The sequence below is a fragment of the Lactovum odontotermitis genome, from assembly GCF_054658595.1.
In genome coordinates this window covers 1-20,384 of the sequence record NZ_BAAGGQ010000016.1, presented here as the reverse complement: position 1 = coordinate 20,384, position 20,384 = coordinate 1, and the positions used below count along the sequence as shown (strand labels likewise).

Sequence of the window (20,384 nt, the reverse complement as noted above, 5' to 3'; positions counted from 1 at the left end):
GAATTTGTTGTATGATATTATCATGATTTACTTTGACAATGCCGCGACAACGGCGATAAATCCTTTAGTACTGCGGACTTACAGCGATGTGGCGACACGCATCATGGGGAATCCGTCAAGCTTGCACAACTTAGGAACGACAGCGGCGCGCCTGCTTGACGCCTCCAGACGGCAAATCGCCGAGCTTTTGGGCGTCGAATCAGAAGAGATTTTCTTTACCAGCGGCGGTTCCGAGGGGGACAATTGGGTGTTAAAAGGATTGGCTTTTGAGAAGCAGCAGTTCGGAAAACATATCATCATTTCCAGCATTGAACATCCAGCTGTCAAAAATGCTGCAGAGTGGCTCACGAGCCAAGGTTTTGAGGTTGACACTGCGCCTGTGGACAAAAACGGCTTTGTCAAGCTGGATGCACTGGCCGATTTGCTGCGCGATGACACTATTATTGTCTCTGTGATGGCCGTGAACAATGAAATCGGCTCAATCCAGCCGCTGAGAGAAATTTCTGAACTCTTGGCCGACCGGCCGACGGTCAATTTTCATGTGGACGCAGTACAGGCAATCGGCAAACTGCCGCTGGCGGATTTCATGCTTGCGCGCGTTGATTTCGCGACCTTTTCAGCGCACAAATTTCACGGCCCGCGCGGTGTGGGCATTGTCTACGCGAAGTCAGGCAAAAGAATCACCCCGCTGATACACGGCGGCGGCCAGGAATCAGGCCAGCGTGCTACAACTGAAAACCTGCCTGGAATTGCAGCCGCTGCGAAAGCACTGCGCCTGGCGCTGGAGGATGATGCGGCCAAACGTCAGCATGTCCGCGCCATGAAGCAGACCATCTACGACGAAATGCTCAAACACTCTGAAGTTGTGCTTTTCAGTCAAATGGATAATTTTGCTCCAAATATTCTCACCTGGGGAATTCCGGGGATTCGCGGAGAAGTGGTCGTGCACGCCTTTGAGGAGCACGAGATTTACTTGTCTACAACTAGCGCCTGTTCGTCCAAAAAGAATGCAGCCGCAGGAACTCTGACCGCGATGAAAGTTGAGCCTAAGCTGGCAACCAGCGCCGTGCGAATCAGCCTTGACGCGCTCAATACGATGGCCGAAGTCGAGCAGTTTCTGACAGTTTTCCGTCGGGTTCTGGAAAAATTAACTTAAAAATGGGTTGAACACTCTTTCCTCGCCGATGGTTGTGTGTTCGCCGTGCCCGGGATAGACTTTGTAGTCGTCCGGTAAGGCCAGCAGCTCTGTTTTGATGGACTGGATGAGCTGATTATAGTTACCAGTCGGCAAATCTGTTCGGCCGATGGAATTTTTGAACAGTGCGTCGCCGGAAATTACCATTCTTGCGTCGCTGAACACGAGGCTCACGCTGCCGATGGAATGTCCCGGCGTAGCCCGAACCTCCAGCTTGAAATCGGCAATCTCCAGCTTTTGACCGAAGCTGTAGAAATTCGTCGCACTCGGTGCCAGCGTAGCTTTTCCCATCATAAAAATCGAGCAGTTATACTCCGGTTCATGGGGCCAGTCTTTTTCGGCTTCGGCCAGCCAGATGGGCAGCTCGGGAAATTTTTCGTGCACGGCGGACAGGCCCATGATGTGGTCAAAATGCGCGTGCGTCAGTAGAACAGCCGCAGGGTTCGTCAAATCCGGCAGGTACTGGAGGCCGGAGCCCGGGTCAATCAAGAGCTGCGCGCCGGAATCAGAGGTCAGCAGATAGGTATTTTCCACTGCAACAGAATTGACATATTTTTGAAGTTTCATGACATTATTTTAACAGTTTAGGGACACTAAGACAAGGACAGTCCATTTTCGGCCTGTTTTGGGGCCGATATGGTATAATAGAAAAAATACATGAAGCTGTTCCAAAAGGAGAGTGAATAAATGGTCTCGAAAAAGAAGAAAATTGCGGCAGGTGCAGCCTTTACCGTAGGCTTGGCGGGCATTGGCGGAATCACGGCCAGCGCTGAAAGCATTCAGAATATTGCGGCGTCCGCTGTGCCGGTTGCCAATGAATACGGCCTTTATCCGTCGGTCATGATTGCGCAGGCGATTTTGGAGTCGGGCAGCGGCTCAAGCGAGCTGGCTTCGCAGTATAATAATTATTTCGGCGTTAAGTATACGTCCGGCTCTAGCGTTGAAATGCCGACGACGGAATATATTGACGGCGTTGCCCAAACTGTGACGGAGTCTTTTCAGGTCTACGGCTCGGCGGCAGAGTCTTTTGCGGCACATGCTGAACTCTTGAGCGGCTATTATCCAGGGACTCTGGTTGCAAATACGAGTTCTTATCTGGATGCGCTGGATGCTCTGCAGGGACGTTATGCGACAGACCCGAACTATGCCGGTCTGCTTAACAGCATTATCACTAGTTATGATTTGACGGCCTATGACGGCGGCGCGGGCTATACAAATACGGCGGCAGCTGCTGCACCAGCCGGCAGTTATGTTGTCCAATCCGGCGACAGCCTCTGGTCAATTGCCCAGGCCAATGGGACAACAGCTGAAAATCTGGCCGCAATCAACGGCATTGACCAGAATTCAATGCTGCAGATTGGCCAAAGTATCGTTTTGTCCGGCAGTACAGCCGCTGACACGAGCGCCAATAATGCTGCTGCAACAGGCACATACACTATCCAATCCGGCGACAGCCTCTGGACAATCTCTCAGGCAAACGGCACGACAACTGCAAATCTGGCGGCGCTGAACGGGATTGACGAAAATTCAATTCTGCAGGAAGGCCAGCAGCTTGTTTTGTCAGGCCAAGCAACAGTAGCGGACAGCACAGTCAGCACAGGCACTTATACCGTCCAGTCGGGCGACACTCTCTGGTCGATTGCAGCAAGCAGCGGTCACAGCGTGGACGATTTAGCCGCCATGAACGGACTGTCAGATGCAAATGTCCTCGCTGTCGGTCAAGTCTTAAATATTTAGTCTTTTTAAAACCAAGGAGACAGTTGTGAAAACTAAAAGTTCTGAAAAAAATCAAGTCATGTGTTTTTACGTGGGCTGTCGTGCTCAGGTGTTTTTTCGATGTTGACTGTAGAAACTGTTTTAAACTGAAATGACGTAAGTCCGTTTTCTGTTTGGCAGAAGCGGATTTTTTATTCTAACAATGGAGATTTAATACTCTGTACAGAGATTTGGAAATGGTATAATTGAGGGAACTAATATGAAAATTGCTAAAAAAATTGTAGGGTTTAGTTTTGCGGCTGTCAGTGCGCTGGCTCTGCTGACGGCCTGCTCGTCTGCTGCGTCTGAAAAGAGTGCTGGGGCTGATAAAACTGAGACCATTGTCATCGCGACGGATGGGGCGACAAAGCCTTTTGACTATACGGAAAACAACAAGCTGACCGGCTATGATATTGAAGTGGCGCGGGCGGTGTTCAAGAAGCTGCCGCAGTATCAGGTCAAGTTTCAGGTGACGGATTTCGCGACGATTGTGACGGGGATTGACTCGGGGCGTTATCAGATGGGGGCGAATGATTTCGGCTGGACGGCGGAGCGTGATGAGAAGTATTATTTTTCATCGCCTTTGTCCAAGTCGGATAATGCGGTCGCGGTCAAGTCTGACGCCAAAGTTTATAAGAGTTTAGCGGATTTGGCCGGCCTGTCGACAGAGGTGAATGCGGCGTCGAATTATGCTAAGATTCTGCGGGATTATAATGATAAAAATGCTGATAAGGCTGTGAAGGTCAATTATGTTTCTGGCCAGTCGCCATTTTCGAATCGTCTGTCAGACACGGCTTCCGGCAAGATTGATTTTGTGCTCTATGACGCGATTTCGCTTAAACAGTCGATTAAGGACATGGGCTTTGACAGTCAGCTCAAGGTCGAGAAGATTGATGCCACGTCCTCAGATGCGGAGCATGACGGCTATGAGTATTTTCTCTTTGCCAAGACGGATGCGGGCAAGAAGCTTCAGAGCGCTGTGAATGCCGAGTTGAAGAAGCTTGAGGCGGACGGAACATTGAAAGAGCTCTCGGAGAAGTATTTGGGCGATGCCTTTGTGCCGGCTGCAGATAAATTTTAGGCGTGAGCGTGGTTAGGGTTAGGATATGAAGAAAAAGAATAGTAAGTTACCTTATTTTATTGGAATCGGCGTGCTGCTGGTGATTCTGCTGGCATTGGTCATCCCTTTTCTGGTACTTTCGGGTAAATACAGCTTCAACGCCTTCTGGGGAATGTTTTTTGACAAGATTTTCAATCTGAAGGCTTTTGTGGATGCTTTTCCGCTGATTATTGCGAAAATTCCTGCGACGCTGATTGCCACCTTTATCTCGGCCATTGTCGGGCTCTTTCTGGGCCTGCTGCTGGCGCTTATAAAAATCAACAAGGTGCCGGTTCTGAATCAGCTGCGGGCACTCTTTGTCAGCTTTATCCGCGGGACGCCGCTGATTGTCCAGCTTTACCTGTCCTACACTGGTATTCCGCTGATTCTGCAGGCCATCAACCTGAACTACGGCACGCACTGGAACGTCAACGGGATTTCTGAGCTCTTTTACGTTATCCTGGCGTTCGGCTTAAACGAGGCGGCCTACGGTTCTGAGACGATTCGCTCGGCCATTGAGTCGGTGGACACCGGCCAGATAGAGGCCGCAAAGTCGCTCGGCATGACCAATTTCCAGGTCTTCATGCGCGTGACCTTGAAAGAGGCCGCAGTCGTAGCCACAGCACCTCTAGGCAATGCGCTCATCGGCCTGCTCAAAGGCACATCGCTGGCGTTCGTCGTCAGCTATGTCGAGATGACCGCCCAAGCCCAGATTACCGGCGGCTCGACCTTCCGCTTCTTCGAGAACTACCTGGCTCTGGCCGTGCTCTACTGGATTATGTGCATCATCTTGGAAATCCTGATAGGGCGGGTGGAAAAATGGCTTCGCATTGAAATGAAAGATGAGCGCAAGAACCCTGCTAAGATTTCACTGAGCCGCAGTCCGTTTGACCCCGAAACCATTGTCCGCACTGAAGAAAAAACGTCAACTGTCCATAATAAGGCTGGAGGTGTGTAATTTATGATAAAAATTTCCAAGCTCACAAAATCATTTTCAGATGAAAAGGTTTTGGACAATATCAGTCTTAATGTCAGCGAAAGTGACGTAGTGGCGATTATCGGCGCATCCGGCGCGGGTAAATCAACTTTTCTGCGCTCAATTAATTACCTGGTTGAACCTGACAGCGGCTCTATCACGTTTGATGACGGCTTTGAAGCCGATTTTGCGGCAATGACGAAAAATCAGATTCTGGAGCTTCGCCGCCGCACCGCCATGGTCTTTCAGCAGTTCAACCTTTTCGAGCGCCGCACCGTGCTGCAGAACGTTATGGAAGGGCTCACTCAGGTTAAGAAGATAAATAAGGCCGAGGCCGAAAAAGAAGCCCGCGAGGAGCTGATAAAGGTTGGTCTGGAAGACCGTCTGGACTACTATCCTAAGTTCCTGTCAGGCGGGCAGAAGCAGCGTGTCGGCATTGCCCGTGCCTTGGCCATGAAGCCTGAGCTGCTGTTATTGGACGAGCCGACTTCAGCGCTTGACCCGGAGCTGGTCGGCGAGGTTCAAGACTCGATTCTGCGGGCGGCGAAACAGGGACAGACCATGATTCTCGTCAGTCATGAGATGGACTTTGTCTACGAAGTGGCCACAAAAGTCTATTTTCTTGACCAAGGGCAGATGATTGAATCCGGCAGCTCGGATGAAGTCTTCAATCACCCGAAAACAGAGCGCATGAAACAGTTTCTATCAAAGAATAAGAGGTTTGGCTTGAGATGATTAATTTAGTTTTACAATTTTACATTCCGGCATTCCTGATTACACTTGTGATTGCGGTGATTCTCAGTCTGATTTATACGATTATTTTCCTGACTGGTAAAAGCAGCCGGCGAAAAAGACGGGCCAGCCGCTTTATGCATGAGCTTTTAATCTTGAATTTGCTGGTAATTCCAGTGCTGAGCTTTGCGATTCTGTCTGTGATGGTGGTCATGCGCTCTTTGGCCGTCTGAGCAGAGTTTTTGTCTAAATGGCAAGTTCATGATAAAATAAATTTACACTTGTAAACGAAAGAGGACTTAAAAATGAATGAAATATATGACTTGGTAATAATCGGCGCAGGCCCCGGCGGTATGACATCCGCCCTTTATGCGGCCCGCAGCAATCTCAAAGTGCTCTTACTGGAGCAGGGGGCGCCCGGCGGCCAGATGAACAACACAGCCGAAATCGAGAATTATCCCGGCTACGGACAAATCATGGGTCCTGAGCTATCAATGAAGATGTACGAACCGCTCGAAGCTCTCGGCGTCGAAAATGCCTACGGCATCGTCCAGTCAGTCGAAAACGGCGGCCAGATAAAACGCGTCATCACTGAAGATGCCGTCTATGTGACAAAAGCAGTGATTGTGGCAACAGGCGCACGCTACCGTAAACTCGGCGTTCCCGGCGAAGAAGAATATGCGGCCCGCGGTGTGTCATACTGCGCAGTCTGCGATGGGGCATTTTTCCGTGACAAAGAGATTCTAGTGATTGGCGGCGGCGATTCTGCGGTTGAAGAAGCCATGTTTCTGACACGTTTCGGTCGCGAAGTGACAATCGTGCATCGGCGCGATGAACTGCGTGCTCAGAAGATTATTCAAGAACGTGCCTTTAAAGACCCGAAGCTGAAATTTATCTGGGACACTGTGCTGGAAGAGATTTCGGGCGATGAGCGTAAAGTTCAGTCGGTCAAATTAAAGAATGTCAAGACGGGCAAAATTACGGAGAAGGCTGTTCAAGGCGTGTTTATCTATGTCGGCCTGATTCCGCAGTCAGCGGCTGTGGCGGAGCTCGGTATTACAGACGCCGATGGCTGGATAAAGACGGATGAGCGCATGCATACGGCGATTCCTGGCGTTTTCGCGATTGGGGATGTGCGTCAGAAGGATTTGCGTCAAATCACGACTGCTGTGGGCGACGGGGCTTTGGCGGCGAATGAAGCTTATAAATATATCACCAGTTTGTAATTTTGGACACTTACATCAAGGCAATTTCTTGCCTTTTTCAGGCTTTTAGGGTATAATAACTTAAGTTATGCAGAAAACAATTTATGACGTTTTAATCGTGCTATTGCTGGTGGTTTCCTTTATCATTCTGATTGCGATTTTACTTCAGCCTTCGCGCCAAGACGGGTCGGCTGGCCTCTTTTCGGGTTCCAGCGGTTCTGATGATTTGTTTGAGCGTCATAAGGCACGCGGTTTTGAGGCAGTTATGCAAACATTCACGGCCGTGATGATTGGACTCTGGATGCTCATCGGCTTTGCGCTTGTTATTTTATCAACAAAATGAGAGAAGCCGGCAAACGGCTTTTTCTTGTGCCGTTTTATAAAATACTAATGAACAGTTTGATTGGAATATGAAAGAAAAAATTTTAAATTATTTGCGGCAGAAGCCGAAGATGTCGGTGACGACGCGTGAAATGGCGAATGACCTTGGGCTGGCAGCAGCCAAGGATTTTCGCGAACTGGTAAAAATCCTGACTTTAATGGAAAAGGAGCAGCTGATTGACTTTACAGACTTTGGGACGGTCAGCCTGCACAGTTTTGAGCCTGAATTGACGGGAATTTTCCATGCTAATGCGGCTGGTTTCGGTTTTGTGACGATTGACGCAAGCGAGCCGGATGTTTTCGTGGCGAAAGGCCAGACAGCTTTTGCGATGGACGGCGATGAGGTCAGCCTTGTGATTTCTAAAACGGCAAATCCTTTATCCGGTACGGCGGCGGAGGGAAAAATCACTGCGGTTAAGTCGCGTAACTGGAGTCGTGTTGTCGGCGAATTTAAAAGCACAGACACTGAGGGCTTTATTGGTCAGATTGTCAGCCGTGAGCGAAAATTCAACTGGCAGATACTGGTTTCCGGTAAAGGTTTGAAGGCTGCGCCTGGGCAGGTCGTCTCTGCTGAAATTATTGATTTCCCGAGCCAAAAATTCCCGACAACAGTTGTGGCTGCAATCACCAAGGTTATCGGAAACAGCGATGACAAGGGCATGGATGTGCTGGAGGTGCTTGAGGGTATGGGCATCCGCAGTGCCTTTCCTGAAGCTGTGACGGCTGAAGTGGCTGCGATTCCGAGTGAGGTTACTGCTGCTGATTTACGCGGGCGGGAAGATTTCCGCGGAGAAATTGTCTATACGATTGACGGCGCGGATGCTAAAGACCTGGATGATGCGATTCATGTCAAGCGGCTCGATAATGGACATTATGAGCTGGGTGTGCATATTGCGGATGTGTCGCATTATGTAAAAATGGGCACGGCGCTGGACAAGGAGGCGCTGGAGCGCGGAACTTCAGTTTATGTGACGGACCGTGTGGTGCCAATGCTGCCGGAGGCGCTGTCTAACGGCATTTGCTCGCTCAATCCGCAGGTGGACCGGCTGACGCAGTCCTGCGTCATGGAGATTGACCAGGCAGGGCGGGTTGTTGAGCACAGAATTGTACACAGTGTCATCAAAACGACTTACCGGATGACTTATGATGATGTGAATCTGATAATTAATGGTGATGCCGCAACATCGGCATTATTTGACAAAATCACGGAATCTGTAAAAAATGCGGTCAGGCTGCATAAGATTCTCGCGACCATGCGGCGTGAGCGCGGGGCATTGGATTTTGCTGAGAACGAAGCACGCATTCTCGTAGATGAGAATGGGGTTCCTACAGAGATTGTCAAACGCGAACGCGGCCTGGCAGAGCGGATGATTGAGTCCTTTATGCTGGCGGCCAATGAGTGCGTGGCGGCGCATTTTGCCCGTCTGGATTTGCCCTTCATCTACCGGATTCATGAGACACCGAAAGCAGAAAAGTTGCAGAAATTTATCGACTTGGCTGGAACTTTTGGCATAAAAACCCCGGGAACTGCGAATCATATGGAGCAGAAGGATTTGCAGGAGATTTCCCGCCGGATTGCCGGTCAGCCTTATGAGCAGGTGCTGTCAATGCTGCTGCTGCGCTCGATGCAGCAGGCGCGCTATTCTGAGCACAATGTCGGGCATTTTGGTCTGGCGGCGGAGGATTATACGCATTTTACGAGTCCGATCCGGCGTTATCCGGATTTGCTGGTGCACCGTTTGATTGACGACTATCTTGAGGGGACATCCAAGGCTGATTTCTGGGCGGAAAAGATTCCTGAGATTGCTCAGCAGAGCTCGTCGCGTGAACGCCGTGCCGTGGATGCGGAGCGTGAAGTGGACAAGATGAAGAAGGCTGAGTACTTGTCGGCCTTTGTGGATATGGAGTTTAACGGGATTGTCTCGAGCGTGACCGCTTTCGGCGCCTTTATTGAGCTGCCGAATACGGTCGAGGGCTTGATTCATGTGAATTCTTTCAAGAAAGAATACATGCGCTATAATGAGCGTGATTTGTCGCTGCGCTCGGAGAAGACGGGGCTGACGCTCAGAATTGGCCAGCCGATTCGGATTAAGGTTGTGCGCGCTGACAAAATGACGGGTGAGATTGACTTTGCTTATGTGAAATCTGATTTGGATGTTTTTGAGAAATCTGCTAAAACCGGGAAATCGGACAGAAAAGGACGGAAGGTTTCTGGGAAAGTTTCTGGAAAGACTTCGGGCAAAGCCTCGGCAAAAACGACAGCGAAACCTGGGAAGGGTAAAAAATCAGGCAAACACCCATATACCATGTCTGAGAAGAAGCCCAAGCAGGCGTTTTATAAGAAAGTTGCGAAAAAACAGCAAAAACGAAAGAAAAAATAAGATGTGAAGCGCGCCCGTTATGAAGCGTAGAAATTTACCCCTAAAGGGGAAAGCGACCTCTAAACCGCTAAAGCGGTAAGAGTCTGCTTAGGAAATCGCGGTTCTGCCCGCAGGGCAGGTTCCGATTTATCTAATTTCCTAGCTTCAGGCGCGCTGAACTCAGTTAGGAATGAGATGGTGAAAACAGCTTTAGACAAGCCCTTGGCACAAAATAAAAAAGCCAGCCATGATTATGAAATCGTGGAGACTTTTGAAGCTGGGCTTGTATTGACAGGGACGGAAATTAAATCTATCCGCGCGGGCAAAATTCAGCTGCGCGACGGTTTTGCACGGGTCAGAAACGGCGAGGTCTGGCTGTCCGGCGTTCATATTGCCGAATACACACAAGGCAATATTTTTAATCATGAGGAAATGCGTACGCGTAAGCTTTTACTGCATAAAAAGCAAATTGCCCAAATTGAAAAGCAGCTGCAGGACGGCGGTATGACTTTCATTCCGCTGAAAGTTTACCTGAAGAACGGCTTCGCCAAGGTGCTGATGGGCCTGGCGCGCGGGAAGCATAATTATGATAAACGTGAGTCAATCAAGCGTAAAGACATTAATCGTGATGTGAAGCGGCAGTTGAAGAATTATCAGACACGGTAATGACTTTTCCTCGTTCGAAGAAATAATAAGCCACATTGTGCCGTCAATGTGGTTTTCGGTCGGCATCGCGAACTATATTTTAGCGCGTAAATGTTACCTGAAAACTTGTCTCAAGCCCGCCAACACTCTCAACACTGATTTTCCCGCCAAGCTCAAGCAGATTCTTCTGAACAATCGCCAGCCCGAGCCCAGTGCCTTTCGGATTCATGCGGCCGGCGCTTTCTGCTCTGTAAAAACGCTCAAAAATCCTGTTTTTCTCGACTTCGCTGAGTCCTTGCCCGGTATTTGTGATGCTGAAATTGATGGTGTCTTTGTTCTGATGCAGACGTAAAACAACTTTCCCGTTGAGATTGCTGTAAAAGACAGCATTTTCAATAAGATTTTTAAAAATTGCCCGGAGTTTTTTCTCGTTGCTCATGAAAGAAATTTCATCAAAGCTGGTCTCAATGTCCAGTTTTTTGCGCTCAATTTCTCGCTGAAACTGCGCCAAGGTCTGCTCAAGCAGCCTCTTGAGATTGACCTCTGTCTTTGAAACCTGTCCCGCTGGAGTCTGCGAGAGCAGTAGAATGTCCGTTACCAGTTCAAGCAGGCGGTCGCTTTCTGCGGCAATGAGCCGGACAAATTCCTGTTTTTTCTCCTCGGTCAGCTCCGGATGAGTCCCCAAAAGCTCGGCGAGTCCATGAATTGAGGCAATCGGCGTCTTGAGCTCGTGCGAAACATTGGCGATGAGCTCCTTCTGTGCCTGCAGCGCATTGCGATAAGCCGTGACATCACGAAGGGTGACGAGAAAGTTATTGTTTTCGGACATCGGTAGGAATTGTGTCTCAAAATCCTGATTCAATGCCTCAAAATGAATCAGTGCCTCGGCCGGACTGGGATTAAGCATTTTTCCGAGCAAAAAGTTCAGAAAATCAAGCTGGCCGCTGAACTGGCTAATCTCCGAATGGCCCGGGAATTCACGCTCAAACGCCCCATTCCCGTAGCGGATTTTCCCATAATTATCATAAATAAAAATCGGAAAATTGAAAAATTCTGTAAATTCATAAGGCTTCTCAGTTTCCGTCTGCGGGACAATGGCCGGCTCCTGCGGTGCTCCGCCGTCAACTTTTCGCCCTTTAAGAATCAGCGCTAACAACACAACGTAGAAAATCACAACAACGACAATCATCAGCTGAATCGACCCGCTGGCACTCGTTCTCTCCTCTGTCAAAGCGAGAAAGCCCAGAATCTGTCCATTTTCATAGTAGGCCTTGGTGATGGTCAGCTGGCTGTTTTTGACCTGGCGGCTGTAGGAGGCCCCATTCTTGATGGCGTTTGTGGCATCTGACTGAGTATTTCTCGAAAGCTGCCTGACTGATGTGCCGGCGGCTTTGTCAGGAGCGTCAGTGAGGATGACTTTGTCCAGCTCACTGTTTATGCGCGTGGTATCAGCGCGCAGCGCGTTTTCCCGCAGCATAAAAATCGAAACTGCCAGAAGGACAGCTGTAAGAAAAGTTACCAGTAAAATTGATTTTTTAGTATTTTTCATCGAAAATATACCCGAATCCGCGTTTTGACTTGATGAAACGGTTGTCTAGCTTTTTTCGCAGGCGGCCGACGAGGACATCGATGGTGCGCGTTTCGACGTCTGCATTGGTGACGCCCCAGAAGGCCTGCAGCAAGGCGTCACGGCTGACGATTTCCCCCTGATGTCTGATGAGAAACTCCAGAATGTCGAACTCGCGCCTGGTTAGCTCAATCAGCTGCCCGTCAAGTTTGACCGCCTTTTTTTGAAAATCGACCTGTAAATCTGCCGACTCAAAGTTTTTAGAGTCGGACTTTTTGTAATCCTGCGCCCGCCGTATCAGGCCTTTGGCTCGGAGCACGACTTCCTCCATGTTGACCGTTTTATCCAGATAGTCATCGGCTCCGAGGTCAAGCCCGGACAGGCGCATCTCTTCGTCGTCGCGGGCGGTTAAAATCAATATGGGAACAAAATTCTTCTCCTGACGCAGAATCTTGACCAGGTCAATGCCGCTGAATTTCGGCATCATGACGTCAAGCAGAAGCAGGTCGAAATCATGCTGCCGCGTCAATTCCAAGGCTTCCTGCCCGTCATGAGCCAGTGTCACGTCAAAGTCAGCCGCTTGAAAATGAAAGTCCAGCAGCGTGAGAATTGCCGGCTCATCATCTGCAATCAATATTTTCTTCATGCTTTTATTTTAACAGAAGAAGCGGCAGAATCGGCGCTGGACAATTACATTTACAAACTATTTACATTTCGTTTACTAAAGGTTTACCTGAAAATTCCGGATTCCATGTTAAGATGAATTTGTGAATAAAAGTTCACATTCAAATTGACCCAAAAAAGGAAAAAACAATGAAAAAGAAACTTATTCTTGGTCTGGTCGCTGGACTTTCACTCGTTACTTTAGCTGCCTGCAGCAGCACTAGCACCTCTGACGGCTCAGGTTCATCAGCTTCCAGCTCAAGCAAGGCTCTTTCCGGAAAAGTAATTGCCGGCGGCTCAACTGCCCTGCAGCCATTGGCTCAGCAAGCGGCTGAAGAATTCATGGCAGATAATCCTAAAGTCCAATTAACTGTTCAAGGCGGCGGCTCCGGCGTCGGTCTGACACAAGTAGCCGCAGGCACTTTCCAGATTGGTAATTCAGACATTTTCGCCGAAGAAAAAACTGGACTGGACACTTCAGCCCTGACTGACTACAAAGTGGCCGTGGTCGGAATTGCACCTATTATCAATGCTGACAATTCTGTCTCAAATCTGACGCAGGACCAGCTGATTGACATCTTTACTGGTAAAGTAACAAACTGGAAAGACGTCGGCGGAAAAGACCTGGAAATCACCGTTATCGGCCGTACAGAAGGCTCCGGTACACGTGTGAATTTCGACAAATTTGCGCTTAAAAACAGAGAAGAGGTCGCAGGCCCTACTCAGGACGCCACAGGCGCCGTTGTCACAATGGTCGGACAGACGCCGGGCGCAATCAGCTATGTCGCACTCAGCTACATCAGCACCAGCGACACAATCAAAGCAGTCAAACTTGACGGTGTAGAAGCGACAAATGAAAATGTTGAAAGCAATGACTGGAAAGTCTGGGCTTACGAGCATATGTACACGAACACTAAGAAAGAAACAGATGCAGATAAAGCATTCATTGATTATGTTGCATCAGACACAGCAGATATTGAAAAACTCGGCTACATCGCAGTTTCAGATATGAAAGTTGACCGTGATGCCGAAGGCACAGTCACTAACAAGTAAAGAGCTTCTAATTCTAGTTTTGTACAATTGAATATATTTGGTAGGCTGCTCCTCTCATTGCCTGAAAAAGTAGTGAAAGGAGCAGCCAAATTGCTGAAAATGGACATTAATAGTCGATTTTTTGACTTTTGAAAAGAACTTATGTTAAAATCAGAGTATGAAAAATCGGAGAAAGAACTTCCTCTTGGTAATGCTCGCGGCATTATTTCTGTCAATCCTGAGCGCCTGCGGTGCCGGAAATAAACAGGTGATTGCCGGCGGCTCAACAGCGCTGCAGCCTTTGGTCGAGCAGGCTTCACTGAACTATATGAAAACCAATACGGAGAAGATTATAATGGTCCAGGGCGGCGGCTCTGGTGTGGGTCTCGCGCAAGTTGCTGCGGGCTCTTTTAAGATTGGAAATTCAGATATTTTTGCGGAAGAAAAATCCGGGATTGACGCCTCGAAGCTGGTCGACTACAAAGTCGCCGTTCTGGGCATCGCGCCGATTGCCAATGGAAAAGTTTCGGTCTCAAATCTGACACAGCAGCAGCTCATTGACATCTTCACCGGCAAAGTCACCAACTGGAAAGAAGTCGGCGGACAAGACCTGGCGATTACGGTCATCGGACGGACTGCCGGCTCCGGAACCCGCGTCAATTTCGATAAATACGGCCTAAATAATGCCACTGAGATAAACGGCCCCACACAAGACGCGTCGGGCTCAGTTGTACAGCTAGTGGGTCAGACCCCTGGCGCCATCAGCTATGTGGCCTTCAGCTACAGCTCAAAGCCGAATATCAAGGCGCTGAGCATTGACGGCGTTGAGCCTGATTACACAAACGTTGCCGACAATGCCTGGAAAATCTGGTCTTACGAGCACATGTACCTCAACAAGTCCAATGACAATACCGTCGAGGAAGATTTCATCAAATATGTTGCAGATGACAGCAAGAATCTGGAGTTGCTCGGCTATTATAAAACCTCTGCAATGAAAGTCGACCGCGACGCCGACGGCAACGTCACGAAAATCAAGTAATAGTGTTAAACTCAAAGGAGACGGTTCACAGTGATTCACTGTGAACCTATAAGTATAAATATGGAAAATCAGCACTCAGAAATCCGAGAAAAATTACTATCCGGTAATAAAAATTCACGTCTCGAAAAATTCGGCCGCAGCCTCACGTTCTTTTGTATTGCAGTCATCGTTTTCGTGGTCGCTCTGATTCTAATTTTTGTTGCACAAAAAGGTTTGTCAACATTTTTTTCAGACGGCGTGAATCCTTTCAGCTTCCTCTTCGGCACGAACTGGTCACCCGGCTCAATTGGGCCTGACGGAAAACCTGCGGTCGGCGCCCTGCCGATGTTTACAGGCTCACTAATTGTAACCGTCTTGTCTGCGATTGTGGCTACCCCTTTTGCGATTGGTGCGGCCATCTATATGACGGAAATCTCACCCAAGCGCGGAGCGAAAATCCTGCAGCCGGTCATTGAACTGCTGGTCGGGATTCCGTCCGTGGTTTACGGCTTTATCGGCCTGACAGTAGTTGTTCCGCTAATTCGCGGCTGGTTCGGCGGCACAGGACTCGGACTTTTATCCGGCGTTTTCGTGCTCTTTGTCATGATTCTGCCGACGGTCACGTCAATGACGGTGGATGCCATGAAGGCTATTCCCAGGCATTATCGTGAAGCTTCACTGGGGCTTGGAGCAACACGCTGGCAGACGATTTGGCGTGTTCTGCTGCGTGCAGCGGCACCAGGAATTCTGACCGCAGTGATTTTCGGCATGGCGCGTGCCTTTGGTGAAGCGCTGGCCATTCAAATGGTCGTCGGAAATGCGGCCATTATGCCGACAAGTCTGGTTTCGCCTGCTTCAACGCTGACATCAATTCTGACTTCCGGTATTCCAAATGCCACGCCTGGCCTGCAGCTCAACGTGCTCTGGTCGCTGGCGCTTTTACTGCTTATCATGTCATTAGTCTTCAACCTTGCCATGCGGGCGATTGCAAAGAGGGGGAGCTTTAAATGAACGCAAAACGAACAGACAAAATCGCCACATTTGTACTTTATTTTCTTTCAGGCATCATCATCGCGATTCTGGCATTTCTGCTGATTTACATACTGGTAAAAGGCCTGCCGCATGTGTCCTGGACTTTCCTGACAACCGCCTCTAATCCATTAACCGGCGGCGGAATTGCTGTACAGCTTTTTAATTCTGTCTATTTACTGATTGTCACGCTGATTATTTCAGTGCCTTTGTCACTGGGCGCGGGAATTTATCTCTCAGAATACGCCAACCAGAAACATTGGCTGACAGGCATGATTCGCTCTGCCATTGAAGTGCTGAGTTCACTCCCGTCAATCGTTGTCGGCCTCTTCGGCATGCTGATTTTTGTACTCCAGTTCGGCCTCGGCTTCTCAGTTTTATCGGGCGCACTTGCCTTGACCGTCTTCAACCTGCCCCTGATGACACGAAACGTCGAAGAATCACTGCGGGCCATCTCGACCATCCAGCGTGAGGGCGGACTAGCTCTAGGCTTATCTAAGTGGGAAACGGCCACGAGAATCATACTGCCAGAGGCTGTACCAGGAATTATCACAGGCATTATCCTCTCCTCAGGACGCGTTTTTGGAGAAGCCGCAGCCTTGATTTACACCGCGGGACAAACGAACCTGCCGATTAACTGGTCAAACTGGAATCCCTTCGAGCTGACAAGTCCGCTGAGCCTCTTTCGTCCGGCAGAGACACTGGCCGTTCATATCTGGGCGCTCAATACGGAAGGCACGATTTCGACCGCGCAGCAGATTTCAGCAGGCGCAGGTGCAGTACTCATTATATTCGTGCTTCTGTTTAATCTGAGCGCACGCTTTATCGGCCGCGCCATTTACAAAAAACTAACATCGGCTTAAGGAGGGAGAACTATGGCTACATATGACTGGAATCAACGGCATATCAAAACATTTGACAGTAACATCGTTCTTCACACAGAAGATTTGCGCGTCTTTTACAATGGCGACAAAGAAGCGATTCACGGTGTGACAATGCAATTTCCGGAAAATCATATCACGTCACTGATTGGACCGTCTGGCTCAGGCAAATCGACCTATCTGCGGGCATTGAACCGCATGAATGATACGATTGACGGCGCCCGTGTCACAGGGAAAATTATGTACGAGGATGTAGATATCAACGAAAAGCGCGTGAATGTCTACGAAGTCCGCAAGCAAATCGGCATGGTCTTTCAGCGGCCGAACCCCTTTGCGAAATCAATCTATGAGAATATTGCCTTTATTCACCGCAGAGAAGGCATCAAAGACAGAAAGAAGCTGGATGAGATTGTTGAAACCTCGCTCAAGCAGGCAGCGCTCTGGGAGCAGGTCAAGGATAATCTGGGGAAATCAGCCCTGGCCTTGTCTGGCGGGCAGGCACAGCGGCTTTGCATCGCGCGGGCAGTCTCTGTCAAGCCGGATATTCTTCTGATGGACGAGCCGGCTTCAGCCCTGGACCCGATTTCAACCTCGCAAATTGAGGAAACCATGACCGAGCTGAAGAAGAATTATACAATTATCATCGTCACGCACAACATGCAGCAGGCTTCGCGTGTCAGCGACTACACCGCCTTTTTCTACTCAGGCGACCTGATTGAATACGACGAGACACTCAAAGTCTTTACCAACCCGTCGCTGAAATCAACAGAAGATTACGTTTCTGGCCACTTCGGTTAAAGCTGGAAAGGATATAGAATGACAGAATCTATTTTAGAAATTAAGGATTTAGACCTGTTTTACGACAAGAAACAGGCCCTGAACCATATCACCATGGACTATTTTCCCAATGAAATCACGGCACTGATTGGTCCCTCCGGCTGCGGCAAGTCGACTCTGCTGCGCTCCATTAACCGCATGAATGACCTGATTGAGTCTGTTTCGATTACGGGTTCGATTGTCTATAAAGGCGAAAATATCTACAGCTCGCGCGTGGACACAGTTGAGCTGCGCAAGGAAATCGGCATGGTCTTTCAGCAGCCGAACCCCTTCCCTTTTTCGATTTATGAAAACGTCATTTACGGCCTGCGTCTAAAAGGCGAGCGCGATAAAGCGGTGCTGGATGAAGCCGTTGAAACGTCGCTCAAAGCTGCCAACATCTGGGACGAAGTCAAAGACAAACTGCACAGCTCGGCTCTTGGTCTATCAGGCGGGCAGCAGCAGCGTGTCTGCATTGCTCGGGTGCTGGCGGTCAAGCCGAACATCATCCTGCTTGATGAACCCACTTCGGCACTGGACCCCATTTCCAGCGGACGAGTCGAGGAAACACTTTTAGCGCTGAAGAATGACTACACTCTGCTAATCGTCACGCATAATATGCAGCAGGCCTCACGTATCTCAGACAAAACCGCCTTTATGCTGGACGGCAGCTTGATTGAATACAATGACACGAAGTCCATTTTCCTGACTCCCCAAAAGCGGGAAACGGAGGACTATGTGGCAGGCAAATTCGGATAAACTGTCCATTTTCCCCTAAACCAAGAAAACACCGAAAGGAAGAAATAAAATGCTAAGAACACAATTTGATGAAGAATTAAATAAACTTCATAATCAGTTTTACGCCATGGGCACGCAGGTTTCCGCCCAGCTGAATAAGGCTGTGCGTGCTTTTGTGAGCCGTGACCATGACCTGGCCGAAGAAGTCATCGAGGGCGACCAGGACATCAATGCGCTGGAAGTTAAGCTGGAAATCAAGTCTTTTGAGATGATTGCCCTCCAGCAGCCCGTATCCAGCGACTTGCGGACCATTATCACCGTCCTGAAAGCTTCGAGCGATTTGGAGCGTGTCGGCGACCATGCCGTTGGAATCGCCCGCTCACTGCAGAACATCTCGCCCGAAGAGCCGCTTCTCGGCGTCGAATCCGACATCAGCAAGCTTGGCGAAAAAGTCAAGATAATTTTAGATGCCTCGCTCAACGCCTACATCCAGCGTGATGACGTGCGCGCCCGCGACATCGCCACATTGGACAAAGAAATCGACCAGATGGCTGATGAAATCCAGAAATCGGTGCTTGCCTTTATGCAGGAAAATTACGACAGCGTCGCAATGGGCAAAGATTACCTGATGACTTTGATGCATTTGGAAAGAATCGGCGACTTTGCCAAAAATGTCTGCGAATGGGTGGTATACCTGCAATCCGGCGAATTAGTCGAGCTATAATTTCCGGATTTTTATGATTTTCGCTTGATTAGTGGCAAAAGTTTTGAGATAATAAGCAGATGAAACTTTGGCAAAAGACCATACTCATGCTTTTTGCGTTAATTGCGCTTTCGGCCGGAACCATCTTTGCTTACGCGGCAACGATTTGGGGGACGACGAAAACGACGCTGAAGACGACTTATACCAGCGTAGGAAAAGCAGGAGCTGAGACAATCAAGGCGACAGAGCCATTGACCGTTCTTTTAATGGGCGTTGACACAGGAGATAACGACCGCGGCGGCACAGATTCCTGGCAGGGAAATTCAGACTCAATGATTGTTGTGACACTAAATCCGAAGACCGATACGACAACCATGGTTTCAATGGAACGTGACACGGTGGCCAATATTCTGGATTCGGACGGGGATACAGAGTTGTCCGGAGGAAAACTGAACTCGGCTTACCCGAATGGTTATAATGCGGATGGGATAACAGGTGCGGCCTCCTGGTCAATGAACACTGTGGCACAGCAAGTCGGCATCAGTTTGGATAAATTTGTAGCGATTAATATGAATGGCTTGATAAGCCTGGTCAATGCCGTGGGTGGAATCACCGTTTACAACGACCCGAACAATTGGGTAGCTACCGCTGACAACGCTTATCCAGAAGGCACAATTTATATTTCCGATACCGCGGGATATGACGGAGTTTTCATTCCACCGGGCGAACAGACGCTGGACGGTGAGCATGCACTGGTTTATGCCCGTGACCGCCACCACCGTGCAAACGGTGATTACGGCCGTATTGCGGCGCAGCGTGAAGTCATTACCCAGCTAATGAAGAAACTGCTGAACATGAACAATCTGAGTAAGTATCAGACCTTTTTGAGCAGTGCCAGCGCAGACATCAAGACCAATATTCAGGTGAGTGACAGCAATTTGCAGTCTTTACTCGCTTACAGAAGCTGCTTCAAAAAAATCGTGTCCGTTCAGTATCAAGGTGTTGGGTATACAAATCCGGCTGACGGCGGCTCTTATCAGTTGACAGCAGACCAGACTTTGCTTGCAGTGCAGAATTTGATGCTGAAATCGATTGACCAGCCGACGATTGCTGATGTAAATCCGGACATCATTACTTATGATAACTATATCGGCTACGAGCCAAGTGCCTATTTCCTGCCCTCCGTCACCATCACAGAGAACGGAAAACAGACCGTCAAAGGCGTTGACCCTGATGGAAGTCTTGTAAGCATCACGTCTGATAATGCTGACAAGTATGTCTCAACAAGCGGCGGCGCCGTTGAGGCTGACAGCAGCTCTTCGTCGTCGTCAGCTTCATCATCAGACATCACAAGTGATACAGCAAGTCAATAAATTATTTGAGAGCCTAGCTCTCTCTATGGTCCGGTAGCTCAGCTGGATAGAGCACTCGCCTTCTAAGCGAGTTGTCGCGGGTTCGAACCCCGCCCGGATCATAATCACGACTTCTCACGATTTTGTACGACCTCACAAACATTGATATAACAAGGTTTATAAATTTATAAAATCGTGGAGAATCGTATGTCTCCAAAAAATTTGTACCGGATTTGT

The 20,384-nt window shown here is 49.1% G+C and carries 21 protein-coding genes and 1 tRNA gene; 19 read left to right on the top strand and 3 right to left on the bottom strand.

Features of this window, described 5'->3' with window-relative positions:
* Positions 1–22 precede the first annotated feature (22 nt).
* Entirely contained in the window at positions 23–1,156 is a 1,134-nt protein-coding gene (locus ACYQ2E_RS08850; protein WP_460017699.1) for a cysteine desulfurase family protein, read from the top strand.
* Here ACYQ2E_RS08850 and ACYQ2E_RS08845 read toward each other — a convergent pair.
* Positions 1,148–1,762 carry an MBL fold metallo-hydrolase gene (locus tag ACYQ2E_RS08845; protein WP_460017698.1) on the bottom strand — a complete coding sequence of 205 codons (615 nt, stop codon included), beginning with the start codon at positions 1,760–1,762 and terminating at the stop codon, positions 1,148–1,150. The two genes, ACYQ2E_RS08850 and ACYQ2E_RS08845, sit on opposite strands and share 9 nt — an antisense overlap.
* A gap of 120 nt (positions 1,763–1,882) precedes the next feature.
* Between ACYQ2E_RS08845 and ACYQ2E_RS08840 the strand changes: the two genes are divergently transcribed.
* The 9 genes from ACYQ2E_RS08840 to smpB all read left to right on the top strand — a co-directional run bounded on the left by ACYQ2E_RS08840 (position 1,883) and on the right by smpB (position 10,369).
* On the top strand, positions 1,883–2,932 hold the full coding sequence (locus ACYQ2E_RS08840) for a LysM peptidoglycan-binding domain-containing protein (RefSeq protein WP_460017697.1): 1,050 nt from the start codon (positions 1,883–1,885) through the stop codon (positions 2,930–2,932).
* Positions 2,933–3,170: 238 nt separating this feature from the next.
* Entirely contained in the window at positions 3,171–4,031 is an 861-nt protein-coding gene (locus ACYQ2E_RS08835; RefSeq protein WP_460017696.1) for a transporter substrate-binding domain-containing protein, read from the top strand.
* A gap of 25 nt (positions 4,032–4,056) precedes the next feature.
* A complete protein-coding gene (locus ACYQ2E_RS08830) occupies positions 4,057–5,007 on the top strand; it encodes an amino acid ABC transporter permease (protein WP_460017695.1) in 951 nt (316 codons plus the stop codon).
* Positions 5,008–5,010: 3 nt separating this feature from the next.
* A complete protein-coding gene (locus ACYQ2E_RS08825; RefSeq protein WP_460017694.1) occupies positions 5,011–5,760 on the top strand; it encodes an amino acid ABC transporter ATP-binding protein in 750 nt (249 codons plus the stop codon).
* A complete protein-coding gene (locus ACYQ2E_RS08820; RefSeq protein WP_460017693.1) occupies positions 5,757–5,990 on the top strand; it encodes a DUF4059 family protein in 234 nt (77 codons plus the stop codon). Before ACYQ2E_RS08825 ends, ACYQ2E_RS08820 begins: the two co-directional genes overlap by 4 nt.
* Before the next feature lie 81 nt (positions 5,991–6,071).
* Complete coding sequence (trxB, locus tag ACYQ2E_RS08815; protein WP_460017731.1) at positions 6,072–6,983, top strand: thioredoxin-disulfide reductase; 912 nt, start codon at positions 6,072–6,074, stop codon at positions 6,981–6,983.
* Between the two features lie 79 nt (positions 6,984–7,062).
* Positions 7,063–7,305: a preprotein translocase subunit SecG gene (gene secG, locus ACYQ2E_RS08810; protein WP_460017730.1), complete on the top strand. Its 243-nt coding sequence runs from the start codon at positions 7,063–7,065 to the stop codon at positions 7,303–7,305.
* Positions 7,306–7,372: 67 nt separating this feature from the next.
* On the top strand, positions 7,373–9,724 hold the full coding sequence (gene rnr, locus ACYQ2E_RS08805; RefSeq protein WP_460017692.1) for a ribonuclease R: 2,352 nt from the start codon (positions 7,373–7,375) through the stop codon (positions 9,722–9,724).
* 174 nt (positions 9,725–9,898) lie between these two features.
* Positions 9,899–10,369: an SsrA-binding protein SmpB gene (gene smpB / locus ACYQ2E_RS08800; RefSeq protein ID WP_460017691.1), complete on the top strand. Its 471-nt coding sequence runs from the start codon at positions 9,899–9,901 to the stop codon at positions 10,367–10,369.
* A 79-nt stretch (positions 10,370–10,448) separates the two neighbouring features.
* On the opposite strand, the gene ACYQ2E_RS08795 is transcribed toward smpB, so the two are convergent.
* Both ACYQ2E_RS08795 and ACYQ2E_RS08790 read right to left on the bottom strand, forming a co-directional pair.
* The gene (locus ACYQ2E_RS08795; protein WP_460017690.1) at positions 10,449–11,897 is read right to left on the bottom strand and encodes a sensor histidine kinase; all 1,449 of its coding nucleotides are present in this window, start codon (positions 11,895–11,897) and stop codon (positions 10,449–10,451) included.
* Positions 11,884–12,561: a response regulator transcription factor gene (locus tag ACYQ2E_RS08790; RefSeq protein WP_460017689.1), complete on the bottom strand. Its 678-nt coding sequence runs from the start codon at positions 12,559–12,561 to the stop codon at positions 11,884–11,886. Before ACYQ2E_RS08790 ends, ACYQ2E_RS08795 begins: the two co-directional genes overlap by 14 nt.
* A 167-nt stretch (positions 12,562–12,728) precedes the next feature.
* Between ACYQ2E_RS08790 and ACYQ2E_RS08785 the strand changes: the two genes are divergently transcribed.
* The 9 genes from ACYQ2E_RS08785 to ACYQ2E_RS08745 all read left to right on the top strand — a co-directional run bounded on the left by ACYQ2E_RS08785 (position 12,729) and on the right by ACYQ2E_RS08745 (position 20,269).
* Positions 12,729–13,631 (top strand): phosphate ABC transporter substrate-binding protein, encoded by a 903-nt coding sequence (locus tag ACYQ2E_RS08785; RefSeq protein ID WP_460017688.1) that lies wholly within the window; start codon positions 12,729–12,731, stop codon positions 13,629–13,631.
* Positions 13,632–13,788: 157 nt separating this feature from the next.
* Positions 13,789–14,649, top strand: a complete 861-nt coding sequence (locus ACYQ2E_RS08780) for a phosphate ABC transporter substrate-binding protein (RefSeq protein WP_460017687.1) — start codon at positions 13,789–13,791, stop codon at positions 14,647–14,649.
* A gap of 60 nt (positions 14,650–14,709) precedes the next feature.
* Positions 14,710–15,639, top strand: a complete 930-nt coding sequence (gene pstC, locus ACYQ2E_RS08775) for a phosphate ABC transporter permease subunit PstC (protein WP_460017729.1) — start codon at positions 14,710–14,712, stop codon at positions 15,637–15,639.
* On the top strand, positions 15,636–16,520 hold the full coding sequence (gene pstA, locus ACYQ2E_RS08770; protein ID WP_460017686.1) for a phosphate ABC transporter permease PstA: 885 nt from the start codon (positions 15,636–15,638) through the stop codon (positions 16,518–16,520). Before pstC ends, pstA begins: the two co-directional genes overlap by 4 nt.
* 12 nt (positions 16,521–16,532) lie before the next feature.
* Positions 16,533–17,336: a phosphate ABC transporter ATP-binding protein PstB gene (gene pstB, locus ACYQ2E_RS08765; RefSeq protein WP_460017685.1), complete on the top strand. Its 804-nt coding sequence runs from the start codon at positions 16,533–16,535 to the stop codon at positions 17,334–17,336.
* Positions 17,337–17,354: 18 nt separating this feature from the next.
* Entirely contained in the window at positions 17,355–18,113 is a 759-nt protein-coding gene (gene pstB, locus ACYQ2E_RS08760) for a phosphate ABC transporter ATP-binding protein PstB (RefSeq protein WP_460017684.1), read from the top strand.
* A 49-nt stretch (positions 18,114–18,162) separates the two neighbouring features.
* Entirely contained in the window at positions 18,163–18,816 is a 654-nt protein-coding gene (gene phoU, locus ACYQ2E_RS08755) for a phosphate signaling complex protein PhoU (protein WP_460017683.1), read from the top strand.
* Positions 18,817–18,875: 59 nt separating this feature from the next.
* Positions 18,876–20,168 carry an LCP family protein gene (locus ACYQ2E_RS08750; RefSeq protein ID WP_460017682.1) on the top strand — a complete coding sequence of 431 codons (1,293 nt, stop codon included), beginning with the start codon at positions 18,876–18,878 and terminating at the stop codon, positions 20,166–20,168.
* Between the two features lie 27 nt (positions 20,169–20,195).
* Positions 20,196–20,269: transfer RNA gene (locus tag ACYQ2E_RS08745), tRNA-Arg, on the top strand.
* Positions 20,270–20,384: the final 115 nt, after the last annotated feature.